The sequence below is a fragment of the Microbacterium saperdae genome (assembly GCF_006716345.1).
Lineage (GTDB): Bacteria > Actinomycetota > Actinomycetes > Actinomycetales > Microbacteriaceae > Microbacterium > Microbacterium saperdae.
The window spans coordinates 472603-496947 of sequence record NZ_VFOX01000002.1 but is presented as its reverse complement, the minus strand read 5'-3'; the positions used below and the strand labels follow the sequence as shown (position 1 = coordinate 496947).

21 protein-coding genes and 1 pseudogene are annotated in these 24345 nt (G+C 68.3%); 11 read left to right on the top strand and 11 right to left on the bottom strand.

Annotated features, from left to right (window positions below):
* Nucleotides 1-9: 9 nt before the first annotated feature.
* On the bottom strand, nt 10-1380 hold the full coding sequence (locus FB560_RS17000) for an MFS transporter (RefSeq protein WP_170198194.1): 1371 nt from the start codon (nt 1378-1380) through the stop codon (nt 10-12).
* A gap of 100 nt (nt 1381-1480) precedes the next feature.
* Between FB560_RS17000 and FB560_RS16995 the strand changes: the two genes are divergently transcribed.
* The 7 genes from FB560_RS16995 to FB560_RS16965 all read left to right on the top strand — a co-directional run bounded on the left by FB560_RS16995 (nt 1481) and on the right by FB560_RS16965 (nt 10415).
* The gene (locus tag FB560_RS16995) at nt 1481-1894 is read left to right on the top strand and encodes a winged helix-turn-helix transcriptional regulator (protein ID WP_141873753.1); all 414 of its coding nucleotides are present in this window, start codon (nt 1481-1483) and stop codon (nt 1892-1894) included.
* Nucleotides 1895-1945: 51 nt separating this feature from the next.
* Complete coding sequence (gene argG, locus FB560_RS16990; protein WP_141873751.1) at nt 1946-3379, top strand: argininosuccinate synthase; 1434 nt, start codon at nt 1946-1948, stop codon at nt 3377-3379.
* 134 nt (nt 3380-3513) lie between these two features.
* Nucleotides 3514-4143 carry a TetR/AcrR family transcriptional regulator gene (locus FB560_RS16985; protein ID WP_141873749.1) on the top strand — a complete coding sequence of 210 codons (630 nt, stop codon included), beginning with the start codon at nt 3514-3516 and terminating at the stop codon, nt 4141-4143.
* Entirely contained in the window at nt 4140-4937 is a 798-nt protein-coding gene (locus tag FB560_RS16980) for a hypothetical protein (protein WP_188895021.1), read from the top strand. Before FB560_RS16985 ends, FB560_RS16980 begins: the two co-directional genes overlap by 4 nt.
* On the top strand, nt 4934-6769 hold the full coding sequence (locus tag FB560_RS16975) for a YhgE/Pip family protein (RefSeq protein ID WP_141873747.1): 1836 nt from the start codon (nt 4934-4936) through the stop codon (nt 6767-6769). The genes FB560_RS16980 and FB560_RS16975 overlap by 4 nt, the downstream gene beginning before the upstream one ends.
* A gap of 135 nt (nt 6770-6904) precedes the next feature.
* Nucleotides 6905-9562, top strand: coding sequence for a penicillin acylase family protein (locus FB560_RS16970; RefSeq protein ID WP_141873745.1), 2658 nt, complete (start codon nt 6905-6907; stop codon nt 9560-9562).
* A 91-nt stretch (nt 9563-9653) separates the two neighbouring features.
* A complete protein-coding gene (locus FB560_RS16965) occupies nt 9654-10415 on the top strand; it encodes an alpha/beta fold hydrolase (RefSeq protein ID WP_141873743.1) in 762 nt (253 codons plus the stop codon).
* A 51-nt stretch (nt 10416-10466) separates the two neighbouring features.
* On the opposite strand, the gene FB560_RS16960 is transcribed toward FB560_RS16965, so the two are convergent.
* The 8 genes and pseudogenes from FB560_RS16960 to FB560_RS16930 all read right to left on the bottom strand — a co-directional run bounded on the left by FB560_RS16960 (nt 10467) and on the right by FB560_RS16930 (nt 17986).
* Nucleotides 10467-11234 (bottom strand): hypothetical protein, encoded by a 768-nt coding sequence (locus FB560_RS16960; RefSeq protein ID WP_229672949.1) that lies wholly within the window; start codon nt 11232-11234, stop codon nt 10467-10469.
* Nucleotides 11235-11249: 15 nt separating this feature from the next.
* Nucleotides 11250-11315: pseudogene (locus tag FB560_RS21215) on the bottom strand (hypothetical protein); the annotation flags it as partial.
* Between the two features lie 340 nt (nt 11316-11655).
* Nucleotides 11656-12045, bottom strand: a complete 390-nt coding sequence (mnhG, locus tag FB560_RS16955; protein ID WP_141873738.1) for a monovalent cation/H(+) antiporter subunit G — start codon at nt 12043-12045, stop codon at nt 11656-11658.
* On the bottom strand, nt 12042-12311 hold the full coding sequence (locus tag FB560_RS16950; RefSeq protein ID WP_141873735.1) for a monovalent cation/H+ antiporter complex subunit F: 270 nt from the start codon (nt 12309-12311) through the stop codon (nt 12042-12044). Before FB560_RS16950 ends, mnhG begins: the two co-directional genes overlap by 4 nt.
* The gene (locus FB560_RS16945; RefSeq protein ID WP_141873733.1) at nt 12308-12892 is read right to left on the bottom strand and encodes a Na+/H+ antiporter subunit E; all 585 of its coding nucleotides are present in this window, start codon (nt 12890-12892) and stop codon (nt 12308-12310) included. The genes FB560_RS16950 and FB560_RS16945 overlap by 4 nt, the downstream gene beginning before the upstream one ends.
* Complete coding sequence (locus tag FB560_RS16940; RefSeq protein ID WP_141873731.1) at nt 12889-14442, bottom strand: Na+/H+ antiporter subunit D; 1554 nt, start codon at nt 14440-14442, stop codon at nt 12889-12891. Before FB560_RS16940 ends, FB560_RS16945 begins: the two co-directional genes overlap by 4 nt.
* Nucleotides 14439-15038, bottom strand: a complete 600-nt coding sequence (locus tag FB560_RS16935) for a Na(+)/H(+) antiporter subunit C (protein WP_229672948.1) — start codon at nt 15036-15038, stop codon at nt 14439-14441. The genes FB560_RS16940 and FB560_RS16935 overlap by 4 nt, the downstream gene beginning before the upstream one ends.
* Nucleotides 15038-17986: a Na+/H+ antiporter subunit A gene (locus FB560_RS16930; RefSeq protein ID WP_141873729.1), complete on the bottom strand. Its 2949-nt coding sequence runs from the start codon at nt 17984-17986 to the stop codon at nt 15038-15040. Before FB560_RS16930 ends, FB560_RS16935 begins: the two co-directional genes overlap by 1 nt.
* A 211-nt stretch (nt 17987-18197) precedes the next feature.
* On the opposite strand from FB560_RS16930, the gene FB560_RS16925 reads away from it, so the two are divergent.
* The gene (locus tag FB560_RS16925) at nt 18198-19691 is read left to right on the top strand and encodes a hypothetical protein (protein ID WP_141873727.1); all 1494 of its coding nucleotides are present in this window, start codon (nt 18198-18200) and stop codon (nt 19689-19691) included.
* Nucleotides 19692-19724: 33 nt separating this feature from the next.
* Here FB560_RS16925 and FB560_RS16920 read toward each other — a convergent pair whose 3' ends face one another.
* Nucleotides 19725-20786, bottom strand: coding sequence for a LacI family DNA-binding transcriptional regulator (locus FB560_RS16920; RefSeq protein WP_141873725.1), 1062 nt, complete (start codon nt 20784-20786; stop codon nt 19725-19727).
* A 60-nt stretch (nt 20787-20846) separates the two neighbouring features.
* Between FB560_RS16920 and FB560_RS16915 the strand changes: the two genes are divergently transcribed.
* From FB560_RS16915 to FB560_RS16905, 3 genes are all read left to right on the top strand, one after another.
* The gene (locus tag FB560_RS16915; protein ID WP_141873723.1) at nt 20847-22082 is read left to right on the top strand and encodes an MFS transporter; all 1236 of its coding nucleotides are present in this window, start codon (nt 20847-20849) and stop codon (nt 22080-22082) included.
* 51 nt (nt 22083-22133) lie between these two features.
* Nucleotides 22134-22829, top strand: coding sequence for an endonuclease NucS (gene nucS, locus FB560_RS16910; RefSeq protein WP_141873722.1), 696 nt, complete (start codon nt 22134-22136; stop codon nt 22827-22829).
* Between the two features lie 99 nt (nt 22830-22928).
* Nucleotides 22929-23594: an HAD hydrolase-like protein gene (locus tag FB560_RS16905; RefSeq protein ID WP_141873720.1), complete on the top strand. Its 666-nt coding sequence runs from the start codon at nt 22929-22931 to the stop codon at nt 23592-23594.
* A gap of 107 nt (nt 23595-23701) precedes the next feature.
* On the opposite strand, the gene FB560_RS16900 is transcribed toward FB560_RS16905, so the two are convergent.
* Complete coding sequence (locus FB560_RS16900) at nt 23702-23908, bottom strand: cold-shock protein (RefSeq protein ID WP_042540947.1); 207 nt, start codon at nt 23906-23908, stop codon at nt 23702-23704.
* Nucleotides 23909-24345: the final 437 nt, after the last annotated feature.

Below are 24345 nucleotides of genomic sequence, written 5' to 3'. Positions count from 1 at the left end.
GGGGCCGCGTCAGCGAGGCGCGGGGACGACATCCGTCGATGTGCGTCTCCACAGCGGCAGGAGGGCCGCGGCCACGACCGCCACCGCCGCGACGAGGAGAGCGACCGTGAAGCCCCCCGGCCCGACGATCGAGGCGATCGTTCCGAGCACAGCGATGCCGAGGCCGCCGCCGAGCGCGAATCCGACCTCCTGGATCGCCCCGACCTGACCGGCATCATCCTCGGTCGTGACGTCGAAGAGCGTCGTCGCTGCGAGCGTCGCCGTGATACCGAATCCGAGGCCGACGAGCACCAGCGGCATCACGACGAGTGCGACCCCGGTCGACAGCCAGACCAGTCCCGCGCCCTGCACCACGAGAGCGAGCACCGTCAGCGTGGGCGAGCTCAGCCATCGCAGGAACAGCGGAGCGAGCACGCCGCCCAGCGCGATCGCGACCGCCTGCGGAAGAATCGCCAGCCCCGCCTCTGCCGCGCTGTGCCCCCTGGCGTCCTGCAGGTGCAGACTCACCAGGAGCACGGTCGCCGACGAGACGCCGCCGCTCGCCACGATGCGCACGATGGCAGGACTGAAACCGGGTACCTGGAACAGCCGCATGTCGATGAGCGGCTCCTGCAGGATGCGCTGGCGTCGGATGAAGGAGACGAGGGTCGCGACCGCGACGGCTCCGGCGACGGCGGCAGGGATGGGAGCGGCGAGCACCTCGTGCAGCGCGAAGGCCAGGGCACCGAGAGCCACAATCGACGACCCGATGCTCAGTGCGTCCCACGACGGCGGACGAGAGCTGCGGGAGTCGGGCACGAGCCAGATCGCGAGCACACCGGCGAGCACCGCGAGCGGCACGCTCCCGAGGAGCAGCCACCGCCATCCGGGGCCTTCCGTGACGACCCCGCCGAGCACGGGACCCAGGGCACTGCCCGCACCGAAGGTCGCGGTCCACAGGCCGTAGGCCAGGACCCGCTGCCGCGCTTGATAGTGGGCGCCGATCGTGGCGACCACCCCCGCCACGACGAAGGCCTCGGCGACACCGAGGAGCGCGCGCACGACAATCAGCACCATCCCGTCTTGCGCGAATCCACCCACGACGTTGAGCACGGCGAAGCCTGCGAGTCCGAGAATCACGATCCGCTTGCGGCCGAACGCGTCACCGATCCGTGCGGCGACGATGAGGGTCGCAGCGAGCGACAGTGCGTAGACGTCGACGAGCCAGAGGGCGCCGCTGTCACTGAGGATGAGGTCTTCTCGGATGGCCGGCAGCGCGGTCGACACACTGCTGATCGCGAGCGCGCCGATCAGGATGCCGAGGAGCAGCGGAATCATGGCGAGCCACGGGTGGCGGGTCGTGCGAGGTCGAGCGGTCGGCGTGGAGGTCGAGAAGGTCACCATCTCAGTCTCGGGCGGAGGTACGCTTCTGACAAGTACGGTCATTTGAGGTACATACTTACACTTCGGATACTATGAAGCGCGAAGGAAGGTGGAAGCGATGAGGGAGAAGACGGAGCGCATCATTCGGGGCTGGGGCGACGCCTGCGACGCGGAGATCTCGGTCGCTGTGCTCGGCGGGGCATGGAAGCCCAGCATCCTCAGCCTTCTCGACGAGCACGAGGTGCTCCGATTCGGTGAGCTCGGCAGACTGCTCGGCGAGCCGACCGCCCGCGTGCTCACCCGCCAGCTGCGTGAGCTGGAAGACGACGGGCTCGTCGTCCGGATGGTCTACCGGCAGGTTCCCCCCAAGGTCGAGTACCGGCTGAGTGACCTCGGTCGAGGATCGATGCCCCTCGTGGAAGCGCTGACCAGTTGGGGCGGTCGATATGCCGCGCACCAGCGGCGCGAGCTTGCACGGCTGACCGCCGAGGCCGAGCACCTCGACGACCTCGACGCCGCCGTCGTGGGCTGACCGCGCTCGAGCGTCCGAAACACCCGACACGCCGCGGATAGACTGGGAAGCATGTCCAAGGTCCTCCAGTCTCTTCCCGTCGGCGAGCGCGTCGGCATCGCCTTCTCCGGAGGACTCGACACCTCCGTCGCCGTCGCGTGGATGCGCGAGAAGGGCGCCGTTCCCTTCACCTACACCGGCGACCTCGGTCAGTACGACGAGGACGACATCGAGTCGATCCCCGGCCGCGCGCTGGAGTACGGCGCCGAGGCGTCGCGACTGGTCGACTGCAAGACCGCCCTGGTCGAAGAGGGCCTCGTCGCCCTCTCCTGCGGCGCCTTCCACATCCGCTCCGGCGGCAGGACGTACTTCAACACCACGCCCCTCGGGCGCGCGGTCACCGGAACCCTGCTGGTGCGCGCCATGAAGGAGGACGGCGTCGACATCTGGGGCGACGGCTCGACCTACAAGGGCAACGACATCGAGCGGTTCTACCGCTACGGCCTGCTCGCCAACCCGCGCCTGCGCATCTACAAGCCGTGGCTCGACGCCGACTTCGTGACCGAGCTCGGCGGCCGCAAGGAGATGAGCGACTGGCTCGTCGCCCGCGACTTCCCCTACCGCGACTCCGCCGAGAAGGCCTACTCGACCGACGCGAACATCTGGGGCGCGACGCACGAGGCCAAGACCCTCGAGCACCTGAACGTCTCGCTCGAGACCGTCGACCCGATCATGGGCGTCAAGTTCTGGGATCCGTCCGTCGCGATCGAGACCGAAGACGTCACGGTCACCTTCGAGGCCGGTCGCCCGGTCGCGATCAACGGCGTCGAGTACACCGACCCGGTCGCGCTGGTGCAGGAGGCCAACACGATCGGCGGACGCCACGGCCTCGGCATGAGCGACCAGATCGAGAACCGCATCATCGAGGCGAAGTCGCGCGGCATCTACGAGGCTCCGGCCATGGCGCTGCTGTTCATCGCCTACGAGCGCCTCGTCAACGGCATCCTGAACGAGGACACCCTCGCGACCTACCACGAGCAGGGCCGCCGCCTGGGCCGCCTGATGTACGAGGGGCGTTGGCTCGAGCCGCAGTCGCTCATGCTGCGCGAGTCGATCCAGCGCTGGGTCGGCCTCACGATCTCGGGCTCGGTCACGATCCGCCTGCGTCGCGGCGACGACTGGACGATCCTCGACACCGTCTCGCCCAACCTGTCGTACGGCCCGGACAAGCTCTCGATGGAGCGTGTCGGCGACGCCGCCTTCGGCCCGGTCGACCGCATCGGCCAGCTCACGATGCGCAACCTCGACATCGCGGACTCGCGTGCCCGCCTCGAGCAGTACGCGGGCCTCGGCCTCGTGGGCGGCGCGACCGGCGAGCTCGTCGGACGCGTGACCGCCGGCGAGTCCGGCGAGATCACCGGTTCGGTCGAGGAGATCGACGAGACCCTGGCGGATGCCGTCGACACGGCCTCCGAAGGGGCGGCTTTCGACTCCGGCACCGACTGACACGGTTTCCCAGGAGGGGGTGGATGCTGCGGCATCCGCCCCCTTTGTGCGTCCTGCCCCGGCCCGGATACGAGGATGCTGTGAGTCCTCGGCTTATCTTGCACACTACTGTGCACCATAAGTACCATGGGCCCATGACCACCCGCGCACCCCGCCGCGACGCCGTCGAGAACCGCGCCGGCATCCTCTCGGCCGCCCGCACCGCCCTCGCCGTCGACCCCCATGCCTCGATCGACGTGATCGCCCGCGGCGCCGGCCTCTCGCGTCGCACCCTCTACGGCCACTTCGACGACCGCGACGCCCTGATCCGCGAGCTCATCGCGAACGGCGCCCAGCGCTTCAACGCGATCGCCGAGACCGTGACCGACGACGACGCCCGCCTCGCACTGGCCCGCCTCGCCGCCCTGCTCTGGCAGGAGGCTGCGCACGTGCAGGTGGCCGCCGCCCTCGCGCTCGACGAGGCGCACGTCGAGCACACCGGCGCCGCACTCGCACCGTTGCGTCGCACGCTCGCGGCACTCGTGCGGAGAGGTCAGGAGGACGGCAGCTTCCGCACCGACCTCACCGCACCCACGCTCGCCCGCCTGATCGAGGAGATGGCCCGCACGGTCGTCTCCCGCACGGATGCCGCGAGCACCGAAGCCGCCAGCATCGCCGTCCGCACGGTGCTGAGCATCGCCGGGCTGTCGTGGCGCGAAGCCGACGAACTGCTCGCCACGCACCCCGCGGTCGGTGCACCATCGAACACGGAGGCAGACGCATGAGGATCACACTGCACGAGGTGAGCAAGGGCCGCGCCGGGCAGGCGCTCCCCCCGATGAGCCTGGAGTTCCACAGCGGGGCCGTGCGCTTCGCCCTCGCCGAGACCGAGCAGCGCCCCACGGTGCTCGGCCTCATCGCGAGCGGACGGATGAAGCCCGACACCGGCCGGGTGACCATCGACGACACCGCGAACCCGAAAGAACTTCGCCGTCGCATCGCGCTGGTCGACTCCCCCGATGTCAGCGATCCGCACCCCGACATCACCCTCGCCGGCGTCGTCGGCGAGGAGCTCATGTTCGCGGGCGTCGGCGCGACGCCCCTGCATGCACGGCGCTGGCTCACCCAGCTCGGCTACGACGAGCTCGCCTCGACCCCGATCGGCAACGTCGATCCCGCAGCGCGCGTGCGCATCCTGTGCGAGCTCGCCGTCCTGCGCGAGGGCGTCGACGGCGTCGTGCTGGTCGCGCCCGACCGCCATGGCGGAAGTCCGGACGGCTGGTGGCGCATCGCCGGCGAGTTCGCCGATCGCGGGTACGCGATGCTCGTGATCATCGGAGGCTCGGCCGCCGTCGCCCTCGAACGGATGCAGGAGTTCGAGGCGATCAACGCCTCCGGTCCCGTGCAGCCACTGGCCCTCGATGCGCCAGAGGATGCGGATCCTGCGGATCCGTCGGCCGACGAGCCTGTCGAGGAACCCCGGGTTGCGGAGCCCGACGACGGGGTTGCCGAGCCTGTCGACGCAGCCGAGGTCGTCGACACCGACACCGACACGACCGAGAACGGAGCCGCACGATGAAGGTTCCCGCGATGATCGCCGCCGAGCTGCGGCGTCTCACCGCGAGCAAGATGGGCGTCATCGCGCTCATCGCGCTCGTGTGCGTGCCGATCCTCTACGGCGGCCTGTACCTCTGGGCGAACCAGGATCCCTACGCGAAGTTCCCCGACGTGCCCGTCGCACTCGTGGTCGCCGACGAGGGCGCCCCTGCACCCACGACCGGCACCGAGGCGCCGAACGGCGACACCGTCAACTACGGCGAGGATGTGGCCGAGAACCTGATCGAGGGCAATGCCTTCGACTGGCAGCGGATGTCGGCCGACGAAGCAGCGACCGCACTGCGCGACGGCACGGTCGACTTCACGGTGACGATCCCCTCGGACTTCTCCACCGCACTCACCTCCGCCGCGGGCGACGACCCGCACCAGGCCCGCATCGACCTGGAGACGAACGACGCGAACAACTACCTGGCGTCATCCATGGGCACGCAGGCGGTCGAGAAGATCCGCAGCTCGGTCGCGGAGATGGTCGGCAGCGAGGCGGCCGAGCGCCTGCTGACGGGCTTGAGCGACGTGCGCGACAACCTGATCACGGCCACGGACGGCGCCACGAAGCTCACGGACGGCGCGAACACCGCCGCGTCCGGAAGCTCCACGCTCGCGGACGGCACCGCTCAGCTCGCCGCAGGAACCGCGCAGCTCGCCTCCGGGGCGCAGACCCTGGCCTCCGGAGCGCAGCAGGTGAGCGCAGGTAACCGACAGCTCGCCGACGTCGCCGATCGCGCTGGTTCTGCCGTGCAGCAGGCCGCCGACGCGCTGCCCCAGGTGCGCACCGACATCGCCGACGCCCTGACAGCGCAGGGCCTCAGCCAGGAGGAGATCGACCAGGTGCTCGCCCGGCTCGACCCCTTGGCCACGCGTCTGCAGGACGGCAACAGCAAGGTGCAGGCCGCGGTCGGAAAGGTAGACCAGCTCGCCGCCGGTGCGGCATCCCTCGCCTCCGGAGCCTCCGACCTCGCCGCAGGAGCGAGCACCGTCGCCACCGGCGCCGCCGCGGCGAACGATGGTGCGGCGCAGCTGCGCGACGGCCTGAGCACTCTCGCATCCGGCACCGCCGAACTGCGAGACGGGCTCTCCGACGGCGTCGACGCGATTCCGGCATCCACTCCGGAGCTGCGCACCCTGCAGGCCGACACCATCGCCGATCCGGTCACGGTGTCGAGCGACAAGGTCGCGTCCGCCGAGGACTACGGCGCAGGGCTCGCTCCGTTCTTCGCCGCCCTCTCGGCCTGGATCGGCATCTACGCGCTGTTCCTGATCGTCAAGCCGATCTCGCGCCGCGCTGTCACGGCCCTGCACTCGCCGATCCGGATCACGCTGGCCGGATGGCTGACGCCGGCCATGCTCGGCGCGGTGCAGATGGTCGGTCTGATGGGCATCCTCGCGATCACGCTGGGCTTCACGTTCAACCATCCGCTGGGCACCCTCGGGGTGATGATCTTCGCCTCCGCGACGTTCGCGGCGATCATCCTCGCGTTGAACGTCTGGCTCGGATCAGTCGGGCAGTTCCTCGGGCTCGTGCTGATGGTTCTTCAACTCGTGACGGCCGGCGGGACGTTCCCGTGGCAGACGCTGCCGGCACCCCTCGCGGCCCTGCACCATGTGCTGCCCTTGGGCTACGTGGTCGATGCGATGCGTCAGCTCATGTACGGCGGGAACCTCGGCCGCGCAGGCTGGGATCTCGCGGTGCTCGGCATGTGGCTCATCGGGGCGCTGCTGTTCGCGATGCTCGGGGTCACCCGCATGACGCACCGTCGCACCCTGCGTGATCTGCAGCCGAGCCTGATCGGATGAGACCCCTCGTGCGGGGGGCGCGGCTCCCCGCACGAGGACGCGTGTGTATAAGATGCGAGAGCGCGTCCCCGAAACGCGTACCCGGCCTCGGTGGAACTGAGTCCTCCTCGCACTACCCCGAAAGAGTTCTCGACGATGACGACAGACTCGCAGCCCATCGACGTACCCGCGCGCCGCGCGTGGGGCCCTCGCATCGGGCGCATCGCGTTCCTGGTGCTGGCCGCCATCATCGTGATCGCCGTGGCCGCCGCATTCTTCGTGACCTGGACCATCCAGCGTTCATTCCCGCAGACCTCCGGCACCGTGACGCTCGACGGGCTCGCTGCCGAGGTCACCGTGCAGCGCGACGACCGCGGCATCCCGACCATCACCGCAGACTCCACGGACGACCTGTTCTTCGCCGAGGGCTTCGTGCACGCGCAGGACCGCTTCTTCGAGATGGACTTCCGGCGCCACGTCACCTCTGGCCGTGTCGCCGAGATGTTCGGCGAGTCGCAGGCCGGGACGGATGCCTTCCTGCGCACGCTCGGATGGCGCAAGGTCGCCGAGGCCGAGGTCGCCGCGATGGACGAGAAGACGCTCAGCTATTACGAGGCCTATGCCGACGGTGTCAACGCCTACCTCGCGTCGCGCTCGGGTGCCGAGCTCTCGCTCGAGTATGCCGTCATCGGCATGCAGAACCCCGACTACACCCCTGAGCCCTGGGAACCTGCGGACTCGGTGGCATGGTTGAAGGCGATGGCCTGGGACCTCCGGGGCAACGTCGAGGACGAGTCCGAGCGGGCGCTGTTGGCCGCCGAACTCGACGCCGGTCCAACCGCCGATCCTGCCGTCGCCACCTCGACGATTCTCGAGAAGCTCTATCCCGACTACCCGTTCGACGAGAACCCGGTCATCGTCCCCAAGATCTCGACCGTGCCCACGCTCGACACCGACGCCGAAGCGGCGTTCACGACCGTGCCGGAGCAGGACGGCGACATCCAGCTGGCGACGACCACCCTGGACTGGGAAGAGACCTCGAGCGTGGTCGAAGCGGCGAGCATCCTGGTGGGCGAGGTCGGCGAAGGCATCGGATCGAACTCGTGGGTCGTCTCCGGATCGCTCACCGAGACCGGCATGCCCCTGCTGGCCAATGACCCGCACCTCGGCGCCTCCCTCCCCTCGGTCTGGTACCAGGTGCAGCTGAAGTGCTCGACCGTGAACGAGGCATGCCCGTTCGACGTCGGCGGCTTCTCGTTCTCGGGACTCCCCGGCATCGTGATCGGCCACAACCAGACCGTCGCCTGGGGATTCACGAACCTCACCACCGACGTCACCGACCTCTACGTCGAGCGGATCGAGGGAGACCAGTACTGGCGCGACGGCGCTCTCGTGCCGCTCGAGGAGAGCACCGAGACCATCAAGGTCGCCGGCGGGGACGACATCGAGCTCACGATCCGCTCGACCGTGCACGGACCGATCATCTCGGGCCTGACCGATGACTTCACCGCGATCGCCGACGACCCGTTGCCCGGACTCGCGGCCGGTGGGGCAGAACCGGGTCCGACGACGGAGGAATCCGACGACGAGTACGCCGTGAGCCTGCGGTGGACCGCGCTCGACCCCGGCACCGCCGCGACCGCGATCTTCGCCCTGTCGACCGCACAGGACTTCGAGGACTTCCGCTACGCGGCGTCCCTCTTCGATGTGCCGGCGCAGAACCTCATCTACGCCGACACCGAGGGCAACATCGGTTACCAGACGCCCGGTCGCCTGCCGATCCGCGGCGCCGGCGACGGCTGGCTCCCCCAGCCCGGATGGGACAGCAGCTCCGACTGGACCGGCTTCATCCCGTTCGAGGAGCTGCCGGTGTCGTACAACCCGAGCTCGGGCTACATCGTCACCGCGAACAACGCCATCGTGACCGACGATTACGACTACTTCCTCTCGAGGGACTGGGACTACGGCTACCGCGCAGCGCGCATCGCCCACCTGATCGAACGACGGGCGGCCGTGGCCCCGCTCACGGCGCAGGACATGCGTGACATCCAGACGGACAACGAGATGTGGATCGGCAAGCAGCTGGCGTCCGCACTCGGCGACGTGGACGTCTCCGGAAAGGGACCGAAGGAAGCCGTCGAGCTGTTGCGCACCTGGGATGCGCAGAACGCGGCATCCTCGGCCGGCGCCGCGTACGCGAACGTGCTGTGGTCGAACCTCGTGCAGAACATCTTCGCCCAGCGCGACCAGCCGCTGCCGATCAGCCACCAGGGACGCCTGTTCGCCGTCGTGTCGGAGATGCTCGACAACCCGGCCGACCCGCTCTGGACGAACGACAAGATCGACGTCGATGGGATGGAGCAGATGCTGGCGCTCTCCGCCGAGCAGGCCTACGACGAGCTCTCCGGCCTCCAGGGCGACGTGGTCGCCCGGTGGAACTGGGGTTCGCTGCATGCGATCACTCTGACCAGCGACACTCTGGGCTCCTCGGGCATCGCCCCCGTCGAAGCACTCTTCAACCGGGGCCCGTTCCCCGTCAGCGGCGGCGCCTCGGTGGTCAACGCGACCGGATGGGAGCTCGGCGAGAGCTACGCCACCACGACCGTTCCCTCGATGCGCATGGTGGTCGACCTCGCCGACTTCGACGCCTCCACCTGGAACCACCTCACGGGGGCCTCCGGCCATGCCTACCACGAGCACTACATCGACCAGACGGCCGACTGGGCCGCCGGTGTGCAGAAGCCGTGGGCGTTCTCGGCGAAGGCGGTGGATGCGGCAACGGTCGACACCCTGGTGCTGTCACCGAAGGGCTGAGCCGGGCGCCGCGCCCGGGCCCAGGAACTGCACGGCGGAGACGCTGAGCTTGTCGAAGGGTCCTCCCTGCTGCGTCGACTAGCGTTGACGGGTGCCGAAAAGTCTCCTCGCCCCGAAGGGCGTCCCTGTGACCCTCGTCGAGTTCGAGCGCAGCGGCGCCAGCCTGATCGCCGAGACCTTCGGCGAGGGCGCGCACACGTTCATCCTGCTGCACGGCATCGGCATGGGTCGCAGCGTCTATCTCGACGTCGTGCAGAAGCTGAAGGGACGCATGATCGCGTTCGACCTTCCCGGTTTCGGAGAGGCGCCGGAGCCCTCTCGCACGTTCACGATGGAGCGGCACGCCGACCTCGTCGCGGCGTACCTGCGTGAGTTCGACGCGGGCAGAGTGGTCGTGATCGGCCACTCGATGGGCAGTCAGATCGCGGCGGAGCTCGCGGCACGTCATCCGTCTCTCGTGGAGGGCGTCATCCTCGCCGGCCCCACGGTGAACAAGGCGGCCCGCAACATCCGTGCCCAGGCGACCTACCTGCTGCGCGACCTGATGGGCGAGCGGCCCGAGGTGCTGTGGCGCGGTGCGCGCGAGTATCTGCGTGGCGGCCCGCATCTGGTGCGCAAGATGAAGGCCACGATCGTGCACGAGCCCGAGAAGGCGTTCGCACGTATCGACGTGCCGGTGCTCGTTCTGCGCGGCGAGGACGACCCGCTCGCGCCGATGAGCTGGTGCCAGGAGATCATCGACGAGATCCCGGGCGCCGACCTCCAGGTGATCCCGGACCACGGCCACGGCACGCTGATCAGCGACTCCGAGCCCGCCGCGCGCCTGATCCAGCGCTTCGCCGACGCACTCTGACGCCGCTCCGCCGGAACCGCTCCCGCATTCGCGCTCCATAACTCCGGAGATTCAGCGTCGGTGCCCCGATGACGCCGACGTATCGCGCCTTTGTGCACTCTTTCTCCGGAGTTGTGGAGCTGCGCGGCCTGAGAGCCGGGAGCCGAAGGCGTCGACCACGGCCTGCAGATCGGACCGTACACGCGCCTGCGCCTCCAGAAGGTCGCTGGCCAGCGGTCGAATCGTGACGTAGCCGAGCCGGGCGGCGGCGATGTCCCGCCGGCGGTCTCTGACCTGTCTGTCCCACCCCTGATGAAACGCTCGACTGTCACACTCGATGACGAGCCACCCTTCCACGAGGAAGTCCACGCGTCCGACACCGGGGAGATGAACTTGGGTCTCGAACCGCAGCCCGAGCGAGCGGAGGATCAGTCTCAGGTAGGTCTCGGGCCCCGACTCCGCCGATGCGTCTACGAGAGCCAGAAGCGGGTGGTAGCGCAGCGGAAGGTTCGTGAAGATCTGGACGAGGTCCTCCTGCCTCAACAATCCGTGATGCAGAACGCTGTCGAGCGTCGCGATCGATGCCCGTGGGGACTGACATCGAACGGATTGGAGTACCGCGTCTCGAATCGAGACCATGTGCGGTTCGCCTTCGTCCAGGCGAGTGCCCCAATGCACCAGGAGATCCCTTTGCCTGCGCCCACGACTGCGTGAGAGGTGGGGTGGGACATGCACGTGCGGCTCCCTGCACGAGTGGACGAACACCCCTATCAGTTGAAGAAGCGTGAGGCAGGAGATGCGACCGCCCAGCCGTACCGCCGCAATGATCGGTTCCGGCATGCTCGGAAGCGTATACACCCCTCGCCGCACCCGCATGAGCCGTCCTGATCGGACCGCCGACGTGATGTCATGGGTCGACATCCCTGAACTGATGAGCACGTGACGCGGAATGATCGATAGGGTCCGAAGCTCCGCAAGCAGCGCATGCGGCTTCCTGTTGTCATGGGGCATGCCGGAAAGACTGCCCAGGGAGACGGGCGGCGGAGAGCGATCCGGCCGATTGTGGATGGGAGATTATCCTCGCGCGCCTTTGCAGGAAAGGTCGGGTGCCCTCTCAAAGGTACGGATGCCATAACTCCGGAGATCCACGCTGTTCACCCCGCCCGGGGGCAGTCTGATCGCGAACGCAGCCGAATCTCCGGAGTTGTGGAACCGGGACGACTGCCGGCCCCACTGCCCGTCCACCGGGAGACGCCGGGAACTACCCGGCGCCGGGAGGGGTCTGCTTCGAATCCGCGAGCTCGTCGACGACCAGGGTGCGGTGCTCCATGGTGCCGTTGCGATAGGCCTGACGTCCTACCATGTGCGCCGAGAGCGGTGCGGTCGCGAACTGCATCAGCACGATCGGAGCGACCAGCACGAGCCCGAGCAGGATGCCGCCCACACTGCGCTGCGACAGAGCGACCGCGAGGCAGATCAGCACGAGGCCGAGCACCTGGGGCTTGGTGGCCGCGTGCAGGCGGGAGGGCACATCGCGGAAGTGGAGCAGTCCGACCGCGGCCGACAGGCAGAGCAGTGCGCCGAGCAGGATGAGAACGAGCACCGCGACGTCGATCACGGCGTCGGGGATCAACAGACCGAACACGTTCATGGTGTCGTGTTGTCCCTTCTCGCGACGAAACGCGCGACGGCGATCGAGCCGAACACCCCGATCGCGGCGATGATCAACAGCACCGGGATGCTGCGGGTGTGCCCGTTGATGGCCATCTCCGCGCCGATCACGCACATGACCTCGGTCAACAGCACGTCGGAGGCCACCGCGCGGTCCAGGATCGACGGCCCCCGCACGATGCGGATGAGGGTGAGGATCGCGGCGACGCCGAACACGATCAGGATCAGGATCAGGAGCACGTTCATCGGACACCGCCCTTCGTCGATCCGGCACGCTCATCAGCCCTGAGAGCACGGTACTGCGCGGGGCTTCCGAGCGCCCGCACGATCCGACGCTCCCAGACCAGCACGCCCTCGCGCTGCTTCTCGACATCGGCGGCGTTGCGAACGCCGATCACGTGCAGGTAGAGGATGCGGCGGTCGCGATCGGCTTCGACCACGAGCGACCCGGGGATCAGCGAAGAGGTGACGGCCACGTGCGTCATCACGAGGTCGTCGGCGTAGCGGAGCGGCACGGCGATGATCGCGGCACCGGGCTGACGGCGGAAGTCGAACACCTGCACGGTCACGTACAGCGCCCCCTGCAGCACCGCGAACAGGAACTGCACGACGAACAGCGCCGCGTACCAGACGTTGATCCGGCCGGAGAGAGCGACTGTGGGCAGACGGAACACGCGGGTCACGAAGATCGCCACGACGAGACCCGTGAGGAACGACAGCACGGTGAACTGCGCCCACAGCAGCATCCAGAGCACGACGAGCCAGGCGAGGAACGGCAGCTGCGAGCCGATGTCGCGCCAGAGGTGACGGCGGGTGCGTTCCATCATCCGTCCACCTCATCCTGCAGCTGCACCAGGCTGACCGGATCGAGCAGCGTGGCTCCGATGCGGTCGCACAGCGCGTAGAGGGGACCGGCGAAGACCGTCAGTGCGACGGTGACCGCGACCATGCCTGCCGTGGCATACGTCATGATCTTGGGGATCCGGCGCCGCTCCTGCTGCTCGTCGGCGGCCGGTGCGTTGCCCAGGTAGGAGATGCGCCCCTCGGTCTCGCTCGAGTCCTCCTCCTCGCGCCAGAAGGCGAGGTTCCAGGCGCGCATCAGCGCATACAGCGTGAGGAGCGAGGTCACGATGCCACCGACGATCAGCACGATCATGAGCGGGGTGCCGACGGATGCCGCCGCTTCGAAGAGCGCGAACTTGCCGATGAAACCGGAGAACGGAGGCAGACCGCCGAGGTTGATGGCGGGCACGAAGTAGAGCACGGCGATCACCGGGGCGACCTTGAGCAGCCCTTTCACCCGCAGGATCGATGTACTGCCTGCTCGGCGTTCCACGAGACCGACCGCGAGGAACAGCGTCGTCTGCACGACGATGTGGTGGACGATGTAGTACACCGTCGCGCCGATCGCTGCCGGTGTCGCTATCGCCAGCCCGAAGATCATGTATCCGACGTGGCTGACCAGGGTGAACGACAGGATGCGTTTGAGCTCGGCTTGCGCGACCGCACCGAGGACGCCGACGATCATGGTCGCCAGCGCCACGATCAGCAGCAGCGTGTCGATGTCGTTGTCGGCGAACAGCTGCGTCTCGGTGCGGATCAGCGCGTATACGCCGACCTTCGTCAGCAGGCCGGCGAACACCGCGGTGACGGGAGCCGGCGCCGTCGGGTAGGAGTCGGGCAGCCAGAAGGAGACGGGGAAGATCGCGGCCTTGATGCCGAAGGCGATCACCAGCATCAGATGCAGCACCAGCTGCGTCTCCTGCGGCAGCTCCGTCATCCGTTCGGCGATCTGCGCCATGTTCACAGTGCCGAGAGCACCGTAGATCATGGCGATCGCGGCGAGGAACAGGATCGACGAGACGAGCGAGACGACGATGTAGACCGCGCCGGTGCGGATGCGTGACTCCGTGCTGCCCAGGGTGATCAGCACGTACGAGGCGACGAGCAGGATCTCGAAGCCGACGTAGAGGTTGAACAGGTCGCCCGCGATGAAGGCGTTGAAGATGCCGGCGGCGAGGATCAGGTACGAGGGGTTGAAGATCGAGATCGGCGTCTCGTCCGTGCCGTCCGCAACTCCCTGGCCGATCGAGAAGAGGAGCACCGCGAGCAGCACGATGCTCGAGATGAGCACCAGCAGCGCGGCGAGCCGGTCCACGTAGAGCACGATGCCGAACGGCACCGGCCACCCTCCGACCGAGACGGCGAGCGGCTCACCGGCATCCACGACCACGAGCAGCACGGCGGCGATCACCGAGACCGCGGCGAGGGTCAACACCGTGACGACGACCTGGAGGCGGGCGTTGCGGCCGAAGATCAGCGTGATGGCGGCGCCGAGCAAGGGCAGTCCGACGAGCAGGGGAACGAGCGCGGTCATGTGCGGTCCTCCCCTTCGTCTCGTTGTGCGGATCCTGAACCGGGCGAAGGACTCTCTGGCCGGGCATCGTCGGAATCCGTCCCGGTGTACGGCCGCGACGGCAGATCCGTCGGAGCGTCATCCTGGATGGCCGAGTGATCTCGCATGTGGAGCACCGTGATCGGCGCGGTCTGCACACCCACGAAGTCGGTCGTGGCCTCGTCGTCTGCCGTGTCGCTCTCGTCGTCCATGAGGTCTTCGTCGGCATCCGTGCGCTCGCGCAGGGCGATGTCTGCTTCGTCGTCCTCGACGGTGTCGGCCTGGCCGAGCTGCCAGGAGCGGTAGATCAGGGCGAGCAGGAATGCCGAGACGGCGAACGTGATGACGATCGCCGTGAGGGTCAACGCCTGTGGCAGCGGGTCGCTGACACTGCCCTCGGCGTCGTAGAACGGCGCGTTGCCCGGCACGCCCATCACGATCAGCAGCAGCAGGTTGGTCGCGTTGCCGAGCAACAGGAAGCCGATGAGCACGCGGGTGAGACTGCGCTCGAGCATCGCGTAGACGCCGCATGCGAACAACACGGCCATGATCACGATCAGGGTCAGGGAGACATCCATCAGATGCTCACCCCCCGCTCGCGCATGTCCTGCGCCTGCCGGTCGACCTCAGCGCCGAGACTGCGCAGCACGTCGAGCACGAGTCCGATCACGACGAGGTACACGCCGATGTCGAAGATGGTCGAGGTGACGAACTCCATGTGCCCGATGCCGGGGATCTCCCATTCCCAGAACGAGCTGGTGAGCGGCGCGAGGCCGAAGAAGAGCGGGATGACGGCGGTACCGACGGCGAGGATCAGACCTGCGCCCAGGAGGCGTCCGGCATCCGTCGGAGCGGCGGCGCCGAGCTCCCAGCGTCCACCGGCGATGTAGCGCATGACCAGCGCCATTCCCGCGACGAGACCTCCGGCGAACCCGCCGCCCGGCAGGTTGTGGCCGGCGAAGAGCAGGAAGATCGACACCACGATGATGGTGTGGAAGAGGATGCGGACGATCACCTCGAGCAGGATCGACCGGTTCTCCGGTTTCATCTTCTGGCCGCCAACGAGCCAGGCGCGCGGGCTGGCCTGGTTCTCGGTCGTCTGGAAGCGGATGCCCTCGGTGGTCTCGACCAGCGGCCGGCTGCGCGCGGCCTTGCGCGTCGCGCGGGGCAGGGTCCTGGTCGCGGCGAGGAGATCGGCGCGATGCGTGACGAACACGAGCGAGGCGACACCGGTCGCGGCGAGCACGAGCACCGACAGCTCGCCCATGGTGTCCCAGCCACGCAGGTCGACCAGGGCGACGTTGACGACGTTCTTGCCGTGCCCGATCTCGTAGGCGAGCTTCGGGAACGCGGCCGAGATCGGGTCGGCGACCCTGGATTGGGTGGCGACGACGGCGATCAGTGCCATCGTGAGGCCGACGCCGATGCCGAGCAGTGCTCGGGGGATGCGGCCGACCGAGGCGTTGTGCTCGCCCATGCGCGCGGGCAGCCGCCGCAGCACGAGGGCGAAGGTGACCATCGTCACGGTCTCGACGAGGATCTGCGTGAGGGCGAGGTCGGGGGCGCCGCTGGTCGCGAACAGGGCCACCATGCCGAGTCCGGTCACCGAGACCAGCACCACACCGGTGTACCTCTTCTGCGCGCGGACGGCGAAGATACCGGCGGCCGCCATGATCGGCGCCACCACGATCTGCGCAGGGGTGTGCCAGGCGGACAGCTGGAATCGGTCGATGTCGCTCGCCACGAGTGCCGTGACCTCGGCAGCGACGAACACCACGAAGATCGTGCCGACATACACGGGCAGCGAACCGCGCTGCGTCAGGGTGGTGCTGAGCACCGAGAGCCGGTCGACGCCGCGGACGACGAGGTAGTAGACATCCGCTGCCGTGAAGCGCAGCAGTCGCGGCTTGCGGTCCCAGCCGGTGCGGCGGGTGAGGAGGAACAGCCCGAAGCCGAGCAGGATCGAGAGGATCGAGATGCCGAGTGCCGGTTCGAAGCCGTGCCAGAGCGCGAGATGCCCGGGGCCCTCGGTCGCCTCTCCGGTCGCCGGGTCGAGTCCGGGGGTGGCCGTCACCGCGTAGCCGTGCAGTGCGACGTCGAGAGCCGGTGCACCGATACCAGCGGCGAGGGTGACGCCGGCCAGGATGATCGGGGCCGAGAGGAAGCCGACGGGAGGGTCGGGCCACGCGGTGGTCGGCATCCGGCCACCCTGCGCATCGCGCTTGGTCCAGAAGGCTCCCCACAGGAAACGGACACCATATGCCGCAGTGAGCATGGAACCCAGAACGACGCCGATGATGGCGACCAGACCCCACGGCGAGCCGGCCAGTGCATCGTCGAGGAGCGCGGTGAGAGTGGATTCCTTGGCCACGAAGCCGATGGTCGGGGCGACGCCGGCCATGGATGCCACCGAGATGAACGCGGCCGTGGCCATCACCGGGGCCTGTCTGCCGACACCGGAGAGCTCGTTGATGTCACGGGTCGACAGCTGGCGGTCGATCACGCCGACGATCAGGAACAGGGCCGACTTGAACAGTGCGTGCCCGATGACCAGCGCGAGCCCGGCGAGAGCCGCAGCCTGCGTTCCGTAGCCGACCACCACGGCGAAGAAGCCGAGCTGACTGACCGTGCCGAAGGCGAGGATGCGCTTGAGGTCGGTCTCGCGCAGCGCCTGGATTCCGCCGAGCAGCATCGTCACGATGCCGAGCGTGATCACGATCGGTCGCCACGGAGCGCTGAAGGCGAAGATCGGAGCGAAGCGGGCGATCAGGTAGATCCCGGCCTTCACCATGGCCGCCGCGTGCAGGTAGGCGCTCACCGGCGTGGGCGCCGCCATGGCGCCGGGCAACCAGAAGTGGAAGGGGAACAGCGCAGACTTGCTGATCGCCCCGATCAGGAGCATCACGATCGCGGCATCCACGATCGGCCCGGTGGGGGCGAGCGCGAGGATCTCGCGGATGCTGGACGTACCGGCATCCACGACCAGGAGGACGACGCCGACGAACATCACCAGACCGCCGAGGGTGGTCACCAGCAGCGCCTGCAGCGCGGCACGACGGCTGGCGGCACGGCGCCGGTAGTGGCCGATCAGGAGGTACGAGAGGATGCTCGTCACCTCCCAGAACATCACGAGCATCACGAGGTCGTCCGTGAGCACGAGTCCGTACATCGCACCGGCGAAGCCGAGCAGAACGGCGGAGAACTGTCCGATCCCGGCGGAGTCGTCGTGGAAGTACCAGCGGCAGTAGAGCAGCACGAGGGCGCCGACCCCGGTCACGATCAGCGTGAGCACCCACCCGAGCACGTCCATGTGCATCGACATGTTCAAGCCGAGTTGCGGGATCCACGCGACGGAGACGTAGGGAGACGATTCCGGGTCGAGGACCTGAGGCGTCATGACGAGCGCATGCACGAATGCGGCCGCGGGAACCAGAGCCGCGATCGCGAAGGCCTGAGCTCCGAGCCAGCGCACCAGAACGGGCATCAACAGCGACCCGAGGAGGAACACGGCGAGGAGCGTCAGCATATACGCGGCTCCTTGGGGCTCGTCGGCCAGATGGCGCAGGCGGGCAGGTCACCCCTAGTTTACCGGGCGATCGGGGCTCTCCGGTCCGCAGTATCCGCCGCCGACTCGATCAAATGGCTCGTTTCGCCGTCCTGACGCAGCATTCTGCCTAACCAAATCGGTGAAAAGAGATCATTCAGACGCGAATGCAGGCCGTGGCAGAGTATCGGACATGACACGGGTGTGGGTGCGCGAGCTGATGGGGTGGCTCGCGGCATCGGCTCTCGCCCTGATCGTGAGCGGGCAGATGGCGGCCTCCGCTCGCTCCGAGCTGCTGTTCCGCGATGGCGACTCGCTGATCGTGGCGCTGTTCGCGCAGTCCTCCTCGTCGGGCGGACCCTCGCACTGGGCCCTGTCGAGCGTGCTCTTCCTTCCCGAGACTGCGGTGTTCACCGGCCTCGATCTGCTCCTGCCATTCGACGTGAACGGCGTGCTCGCTGCGAGCGCGGTGGTCAACCTGCTGATGTTCTACGGCGCACTGCGACTGGTGGCGGGTCGGCGGCGCAGCGGCACCTCCCCCGTGACATGGGCGCTGATCGCGACGGCGGTGTTCGGCCTGCTCGCGGTGACCGAGACCTCTGCCTCGCGCGACGCCCTCGAGCTCGCCTCGTTGCTGCTCACCACGACCTACTACTCCACGACGGTGATCGCCGTCGTGCTCTCCGTCGGCCTGATCCGCCGGTTCGTCGCGCACGAGAAGCGCGGAGCAGGTCTCCTCGTCCCGCTCGCGTCCGTGGCGGCGCTCGCGACGCTGTCGAACCCGCTCTTCGCGGTGTGGGCGACCATTCCACTCATCGTCGTCCTCGCCGTGCTCGCGCTGCGCCCTGCCTCCCGATCGCGGATGCTGCTCTCCCTCGCCGTGCTGGTCGGCGGCACGGCGATCGGCTTCCTCGGACGCATTCCGTTCTCGGAATGGATCGCGAACACCGGCGCCGGCTATGCCCAGCCCGAGCTCTGGGTGCAGTCCGTCGGGTACTACTCCCATCTCCTCGGAGACCGCCTGACGACCCCGCTGGGCGTCATCGGCACCCTCCTCACCGTGGCGCTGCTCGTCTTCGCTGCGATCAGGTCGATCCGCGTCCACGAGCCTGCCGAACGCGTCGTCGCTCTGGCGGCATGGGTGATCCCCGTGCTGGTGGTTCTCGGCGCGATCGCGCTCGGCACCCACGCCGCCCGCTACCTTCAGCCCCTGGCCTTCGCTCCGGTGCTCGCCCTCGTCGCGGCTCCTCGTGCACTCTCGATCCCGCGACTCCGCCCGGTCTTCGCGGCCATCGCCGTCATGCTGCTGGCCGGATCCGTGGTCAGCATCCCGCGTCTCGCCTCCGCCGCACAGGCCCCGGATGCCGACCTCACCTGCGTGACCGGCTGGGTCGACGCCTCCGGCCGCACGGGCGCCGGCCAGTTCTGGACCGTGCGGCTCCCGAAGCTGCACCTCGACGATCCGGCACGGCTCGTGCAGGTGGATCACCAGCTCAACGGATACGCCTGGTTGGTGAACCGCACCGACTTCGACGTCGGCGAGGTGTCGTTCCTGATCGAGGATGCGCAGACCGTGGCGTGGCAGCTTCCGCTCGACGTCGTGCCCGACGGCGTGGTCGACTGCGGCCGGTACCGGATCCTCGACTTCGCGAACACGCCGCTGCCGCTCGGACCGCAGCACAGCTGAGCTCTCCCTGCAGGAGACGGGCGGTTCGGCGGATCAGCGAGAGGGGGGAGCCGTCGTCGTGCCCTCACGGAAGCGGCACGTCAGGTGCTGGGTGATCCCCGGCTCACCCCGCAGCATCCGGGCGACCTGCTCGCCGGCAGCGCGCCCCTTCTCGACCGCGGGCTGCACGCTGGTGGTGAGCAGCTGCGGACCGAGCCCGTCGACCGCGATGCCGTCGAAACCGGCCACCGAGACGTCTTCGGGCACGCGCAGCCCCAGCTCCTCCGCCGCACGGATGACGCCGACCGCGAGCAGGTCGCTCTGCGCGAGAACCGCCGTGGGCCGCGTCGCGGGGTCGGCGAGCAGCATCCGTCCGACGATCGCCCCCTCGTCGATGAGGCTTCCGGAGGCCGAGATCGCGGGCGCGTCGGGGAACACCTCACGCATCCCGGCGAGGCGATCGATCGTCACGTCGACGGTGGCCGTGGCGATGCGTTCCTGAGTCACGAGACCGCGTTCACGCTCGGCGTCGAGGGAGAGCGTGACCAGCGCCACGTCACGGTGACCGAGATCACGCACATGGCGCGCCACATCGGCGGCCGCCGCCGCGTTGTCGAGGGTGATGCGCGGGATGTCGCCGCCGGCATCCCCTTCGATCACGACGACCGGGAGCCCGCGACCGCGCACGACTTCGAGCGAGGCGCGGGTGCGGCCGGAGCATCCGATGAGCACGAAGGCGTCGACCGGCGCACTCGCGAGTGCCGAGCCGTCCTCACCGGGTTCGTCCCGTATCAGCAGGATGCCGGCGCTGAGCTCGGCGAGGCCGTCTGTGAGGCCGTCCATCATCGCGGTCGTGACCGGATCGAGGAACGCCGCCCGCAGATGGCCCTCGAGGACCACCGCGACGATGCCGCTGCGACCGCGCCGCAGCGAGGCCGCGCGGGGATCCGGTCCGGCATAGCCGAGTTCCGCGGCGGCGGCGAGGACGCGCTCCCGCGTCGCGGCCGCGACCTTGGCCTTCCCGCTGAACACCACGGATGCGGTCGACGTCGCGACGCCCGCCTCGCGCGCGACGTCCGCGATCGTCGCACGACGCGGCGTCTCCTGACTGCTCATACTTCGAGGATAGCTCCCTCCGGCTCCCCGGAGTCGAATCGATTCGATATGCTGTGCGACATGGAATCCGCTCTCACCCGCTCCCAGTTCGTCCGGTGGCGGGCTGCCATCTTCGCGATCTTCTTCGCGAGCGGCCTGTCGATCGCCACCTGGGCCTCGCGGGTCCCGAGCATCAAAGCGGATCTCGCACTCGACAACGCGCAAGTCGGGCTCATCCTCCTGGGCATGGGCACGGCATCGATCATCGGCATCTCCACCAGCCCGGCCGTCATGGCGCGCACCGGTGCGCGCCGAGGGATGCTCCTGACGATCCTGCTGTTCGCGGTCGGCATCACCCTCGTCGGGCTGGGATCGACGGTCTTCGCGTCGGTTCCGATCGTTCTCATCGGCATGGTGCTGTTCGGCTTCGGAAACGGCAGCCTCGACGTGATGATGAACGTCGAGGCCACGGCGATCGAGCAGCAGATGGGCAAGACGATCCTGCCCGTGTTCCACGCGTTCTTCAGCTTCGGCACCGTCATCGGCGCGGGCCTCGGGGCTCTCGCCGCGCTGCTCTCCCTCACCGTCGCGGTGCACGCGTCGATCATGGGGGCGCTGATCGCCGTGCTCGCCTTCGTCTGCTTCTCTCAGGTGCCCGCGCGGGAGGCGGCGCTCGACCCGGGGCCGTCCGAGAAGCCGCATTGGCGGGCGCGGATGCACGTCGCCCTCGAAGCCTGGCGTGAACCTCGCACCTACCTGCTCGGCGTGGTCATGCTCGGCATGGCGTTCGCGGAAGGAGGCGCGAACGACTGGATCGCCCTGGGCACCGAACAGGGCCACGGCTTCACGACCGGGACGGGCGCGATCGCTCTCGCAGTGTTCTCCGTCGGGATGACCGTGGTGCGTCTTTTCGGCGGACCGCTGGTCGACCGTTTCGGCCGCGTGGCCGTGCTGCGCATCCTCGCGGTGGCCGCCGCATCCGGCATCCTGCTCTTCATCCTCGCCCCGAACCTTCCTCTCGTGCTCGTGGGCGCGGCGCTCTGGGGCATCGGCGCATCGCTCGGCTTCCCGCTCGGGATGTCGGCCGCAGCCGACGATCCCGCGAAGGCGGCGGCCCGCGTGAGCGCGGCGGCGACCATCGGCTACGTGGCGTTCCTCGGCGGACCTCCCGTGCTCGGCTTCATCAGCGAGCACATCGGCCTGCTGAACACCCTGTACATCCTGGTCGTGCTGGTCGTGGCGTCCGGCCTGTTCTCGGGAGCCGCGCGCCCGCTCCGGGACGACGAGAAGACCCCGGGGGCGACGACGAGCGGCTGAGCCACCCCGTCGTCGTGCGAGCCCGGCCGCCGATGCCGTTAGGCTCGACGGGTGCGTCTCGTCATCGCCCGCTGCTCGGTCGACTACACCGGTCGACTCAATGCCCATCTCCCGCTTGCCACGCGTCTGCTCGTGCACAAGGGTGACGGGAGTCTGCTCGTGCACTCGGACGGCGGCAGCTACAAGCCGCTGAACTGGATGAGCCCTCCCTGCTCGCTGTCCTCCGAGGATCCCGGCGAGGAAGAGGCGAGCGCCGGCGTCGTCGAGGTGTGGCGTGTGACCCACAAGAAGACCGGCGACGCGCTGCGCGTGCAGATCTACGAGATCATCCACGACTCCTCGCACGAGTTGGGCATCGACCCCGGCCTGCAGAAGGACGGTGTCGAAGCCGACCTGCAGCGACTGCTTGCGGAGCAGGTCGATCGGATCTCGGAGGGCGCGACGCTCGTGCGCCGCGAGTACCCCACGGCGATCGGTCCCGTCGATCTGCTGGTGCGGGATGCGGACGGTGCCGCGATCGCGGTCGAGATCAAGCGCCGCGGCGACATCGACGGCGTCGAGCAGCTCACGCGGTACCTGGAGCTGCTGGGTCGAGACCCGCACCTCTCTCCCGTGCAGGGCGTGTTCGCCGCACAGGAGATCAAGCCGCAGGCCCGTGTGCTCGCCGAGGACCGCGGCATCCGCTGCCTCGTGCTCGACTACGACGACATGAAGGGCATCGAGTCCGGCATCCCCCGGCTGTTCTGAACGCCCGGGTCACCGGATCGCGAGGGCTTCGACGAACAGGCGCTGCACACCTGTGCAGGACGAGTCGGCGGCACGCGTGGAGCCCATAGGCTGGAAGACATGGCCTCTTCCCCCTACTCCTGCGTGCTGTGGGACGTCGACGGCACCATCGTCGACGCCTCGATCGGCATCCTCCGTCGTCTGAACGTCGCACTCACGCACTTCGGTAAGCCGGCGCCCACCCGCGAGGAGCTGATCCACTGGATCGGTCCGCCGATGTTCCAGTCCTTCCAGGACCAGGCGGGGATGACTCCGGAGGAATCGGCCGAGGCGGTCTCCTTCTACCGCACGCTCGGCAAGGCGGACGGCTACACGACCGATGTGGCCACGTACCCGGGCGTCACCGATCTCATCCACGATCTGCATGCGGCGGGAGTGCCCCAGGCGACGGCGAGCTCGAAGCCCGAGAATCAGGTCGATGCGCTGATCGACCACTTCGAGCTGCGTTCCTCGTTCCTCACGACGGTCGGCGCCACGCCCGACGAGTCGACGCTGGCCTCGAAGACGGACATCGTGGCCGAGGCGCTGCGCCGACTGAGCACACTCGGTGCCGACGTGTCGCGCCCGGTGTTGATCGGGGACCGCCACCACGACGTGGAGGGCGGCAACGCGAACGGCGTGCCCGTGATCTTCGTGGAGTGGGGCTTCAGCGAGCTGCACGAAGGCGACGATGCGGCGTTCCGCGCGTCATCCGTCGACGAGCTCCGCGCACTGCTCCTGCACTGATCGTCGCACGCGCAACGGGCCCGGATCAGCCGCGTAAAGCACAGAACTCCCCGCCGGATGCCGCGTTGATGCGGATTCCGGTCGGGGAGTTCAGTGCATTGTCCGCCTCAAAGGGGGCGGATGTTCTCAGCCTGCAGGCCCTTGGGGCCCTGCGCCACGTCGAACTCGACTCGCTGGTTCTCTTCGAGAGACCGGTAGCCGGATGACTCGATGGCGGAGTAGTGCGCGAAAACGTCAGCGCCGCCGTCGTCGGGGGAGATGAAGCCGAAGCCCTTCTCCGAGTTGAACCACTTGACCGTGCCCTGGGTGCTCATGTACTGCCTGTTCTGCTGGTGAAGAAGCCGACGCAGGTATGCCCCGACATCGCTAACGCTAGTGGAGGAGGCCCCCAAGGGAATAGCCGCGGCCAGAAGGTAACCCAAATGTTGCACGAGCGGAATCTCACCGACATCCGCTGAGGGTGCTCGATGGGGGCGGGTCGGCGTCGACACGAGCCCCAGAAAATGGTGTGGCCCTCACCGCGGGGGGAGCGATGAGGGCCGAAGACGACCGGAGGGTGCGTCAGGAACAACCCTAACCCCTTTTCCAGACTCTTGTCCCCCTTTTGGGGGACAAATCGCAAAAAAGGTGAGAAGATGTTCGATAGCGGCCCCCTCGAATAGTCCATTGGGGACTGAACTACTCGAGAGGGCCCAATCGCATGCACGGATCGTCCTGCCTCTGGGGAAGGCTGCCCGTCATCTGGGGGTGA

Bases quoted from the DNA above. Each gene is read 5' to 3' on its own strand.
- FB560_RS16995 (WP_141873753.1), top strand. From the start codon at position 1,481: ATGAGGGAGAAGACGGAGCGCATCATTCGGGGCTGGGGCGACGCCTGC.
- argG (WP_141873751.1), top strand. From the start codon at position 1,946: ATGTCCAAGGTCCTCCAGTCTCTTCCCGTCGGCGAGCGCGTCGGCATC.
- FB560_RS16985 (WP_141873749.1), top strand. From the start codon at position 3,514: ATGACCACCCGCGCACCCCGCCGCGACGCCGTCGAGAACCGCGCCGGC.
- FB560_RS16980 (WP_188895021.1), top strand. From the start codon at position 4,140: ATGAGGATCACACTGCACGAGGTGAGCAAGGGCCGCGCCGGGCAGGCG.
- FB560_RS16975 (WP_141873747.1), top strand. From the start codon at position 4,934: ATGAAGGTTCCCGCGATGATCGCCGCCGAGCTGCGGCGTCTCACCGCG.
- FB560_RS16970 (WP_141873745.1), top strand. From the start codon at position 6,905: ATGACGACAGACTCGCAGCCCATCGACGTACCCGCGCGCCGCGCGTGG.
- FB560_RS16960 (WP_229672949.1), bottom strand. From the start codon at position 11,234: ATGCCGGAACCGATCATTGCGGCGGTACGGCTGGGCGGTCGCATCTCC.
- mnhG (WP_141873738.1), bottom strand. From the start codon at position 12,045: ATGAACGTGTTCGGTCTGTTGATCCCCGACGCCGTGATCGACGTCGCG.
- FB560_RS16950 (WP_141873735.1), bottom strand. From the start codon at position 12,311: ATGAACGTGCTCCTGATCCTGATCCTGATCGTGTTCGGCGTCGCCGCG.
- FB560_RS16945 (WP_141873733.1), bottom strand. From the start codon at position 12,892: ATGATGGAACGCACCCGCCGTCACCTCTGGCGCGACATCGGCTCGCAG.
- FB560_RS16940 (WP_141873731.1), bottom strand. From the start codon at position 14,442: ATGACCGCGCTCGTTCCCCTGCTCGTCGGACTGCCCTTGCTCGGCGCC.
- FB560_RS16935 (WP_229672948.1), bottom strand. From the start codon at position 15,038: ATGGATGTCTCCCTGACCCTGATCGTGATCATGGCCGTGTTGTTCGCA.
- FB560_RS16930 (WP_141873729.1), bottom strand. From the start codon at position 17,986: ATGCTGACGCTCCTCGCCGTGTTCCTCCTCGGGTCGCTGTTGATGCCC.
- FB560_RS16925 (WP_141873727.1), top strand. From the start codon at position 18,198: ATGACACGGGTGTGGGTGCGCGAGCTGATGGGGTGGCTCGCGGCATCG.
- FB560_RS16920 (WP_141873725.1), bottom strand. From the start codon at position 20,786: ATGAGCAGTCAGGAGACGCCGCGTCGTGCGACGATCGCGGACGTCGCG.
- FB560_RS16915 (WP_141873723.1), top strand. From the start codon at position 20,847: ATGGAATCCGCTCTCACCCGCTCCCAGTTCGTCCGGTGGCGGGCTGCC.
- FB560_RS16905 (WP_141873720.1), top strand. From the start codon at position 22,929: ATGGCCTCTTCCCCCTACTCCTGCGTGCTGTGGGACGTCGACGGCACC.
- FB560_RS16900 (WP_042540947.1), bottom strand. From the start codon at position 23,908: ATGAGCACCCAGGGCACGGTCAAGTGGTTCAACTCGGAGAAGGGCTTC.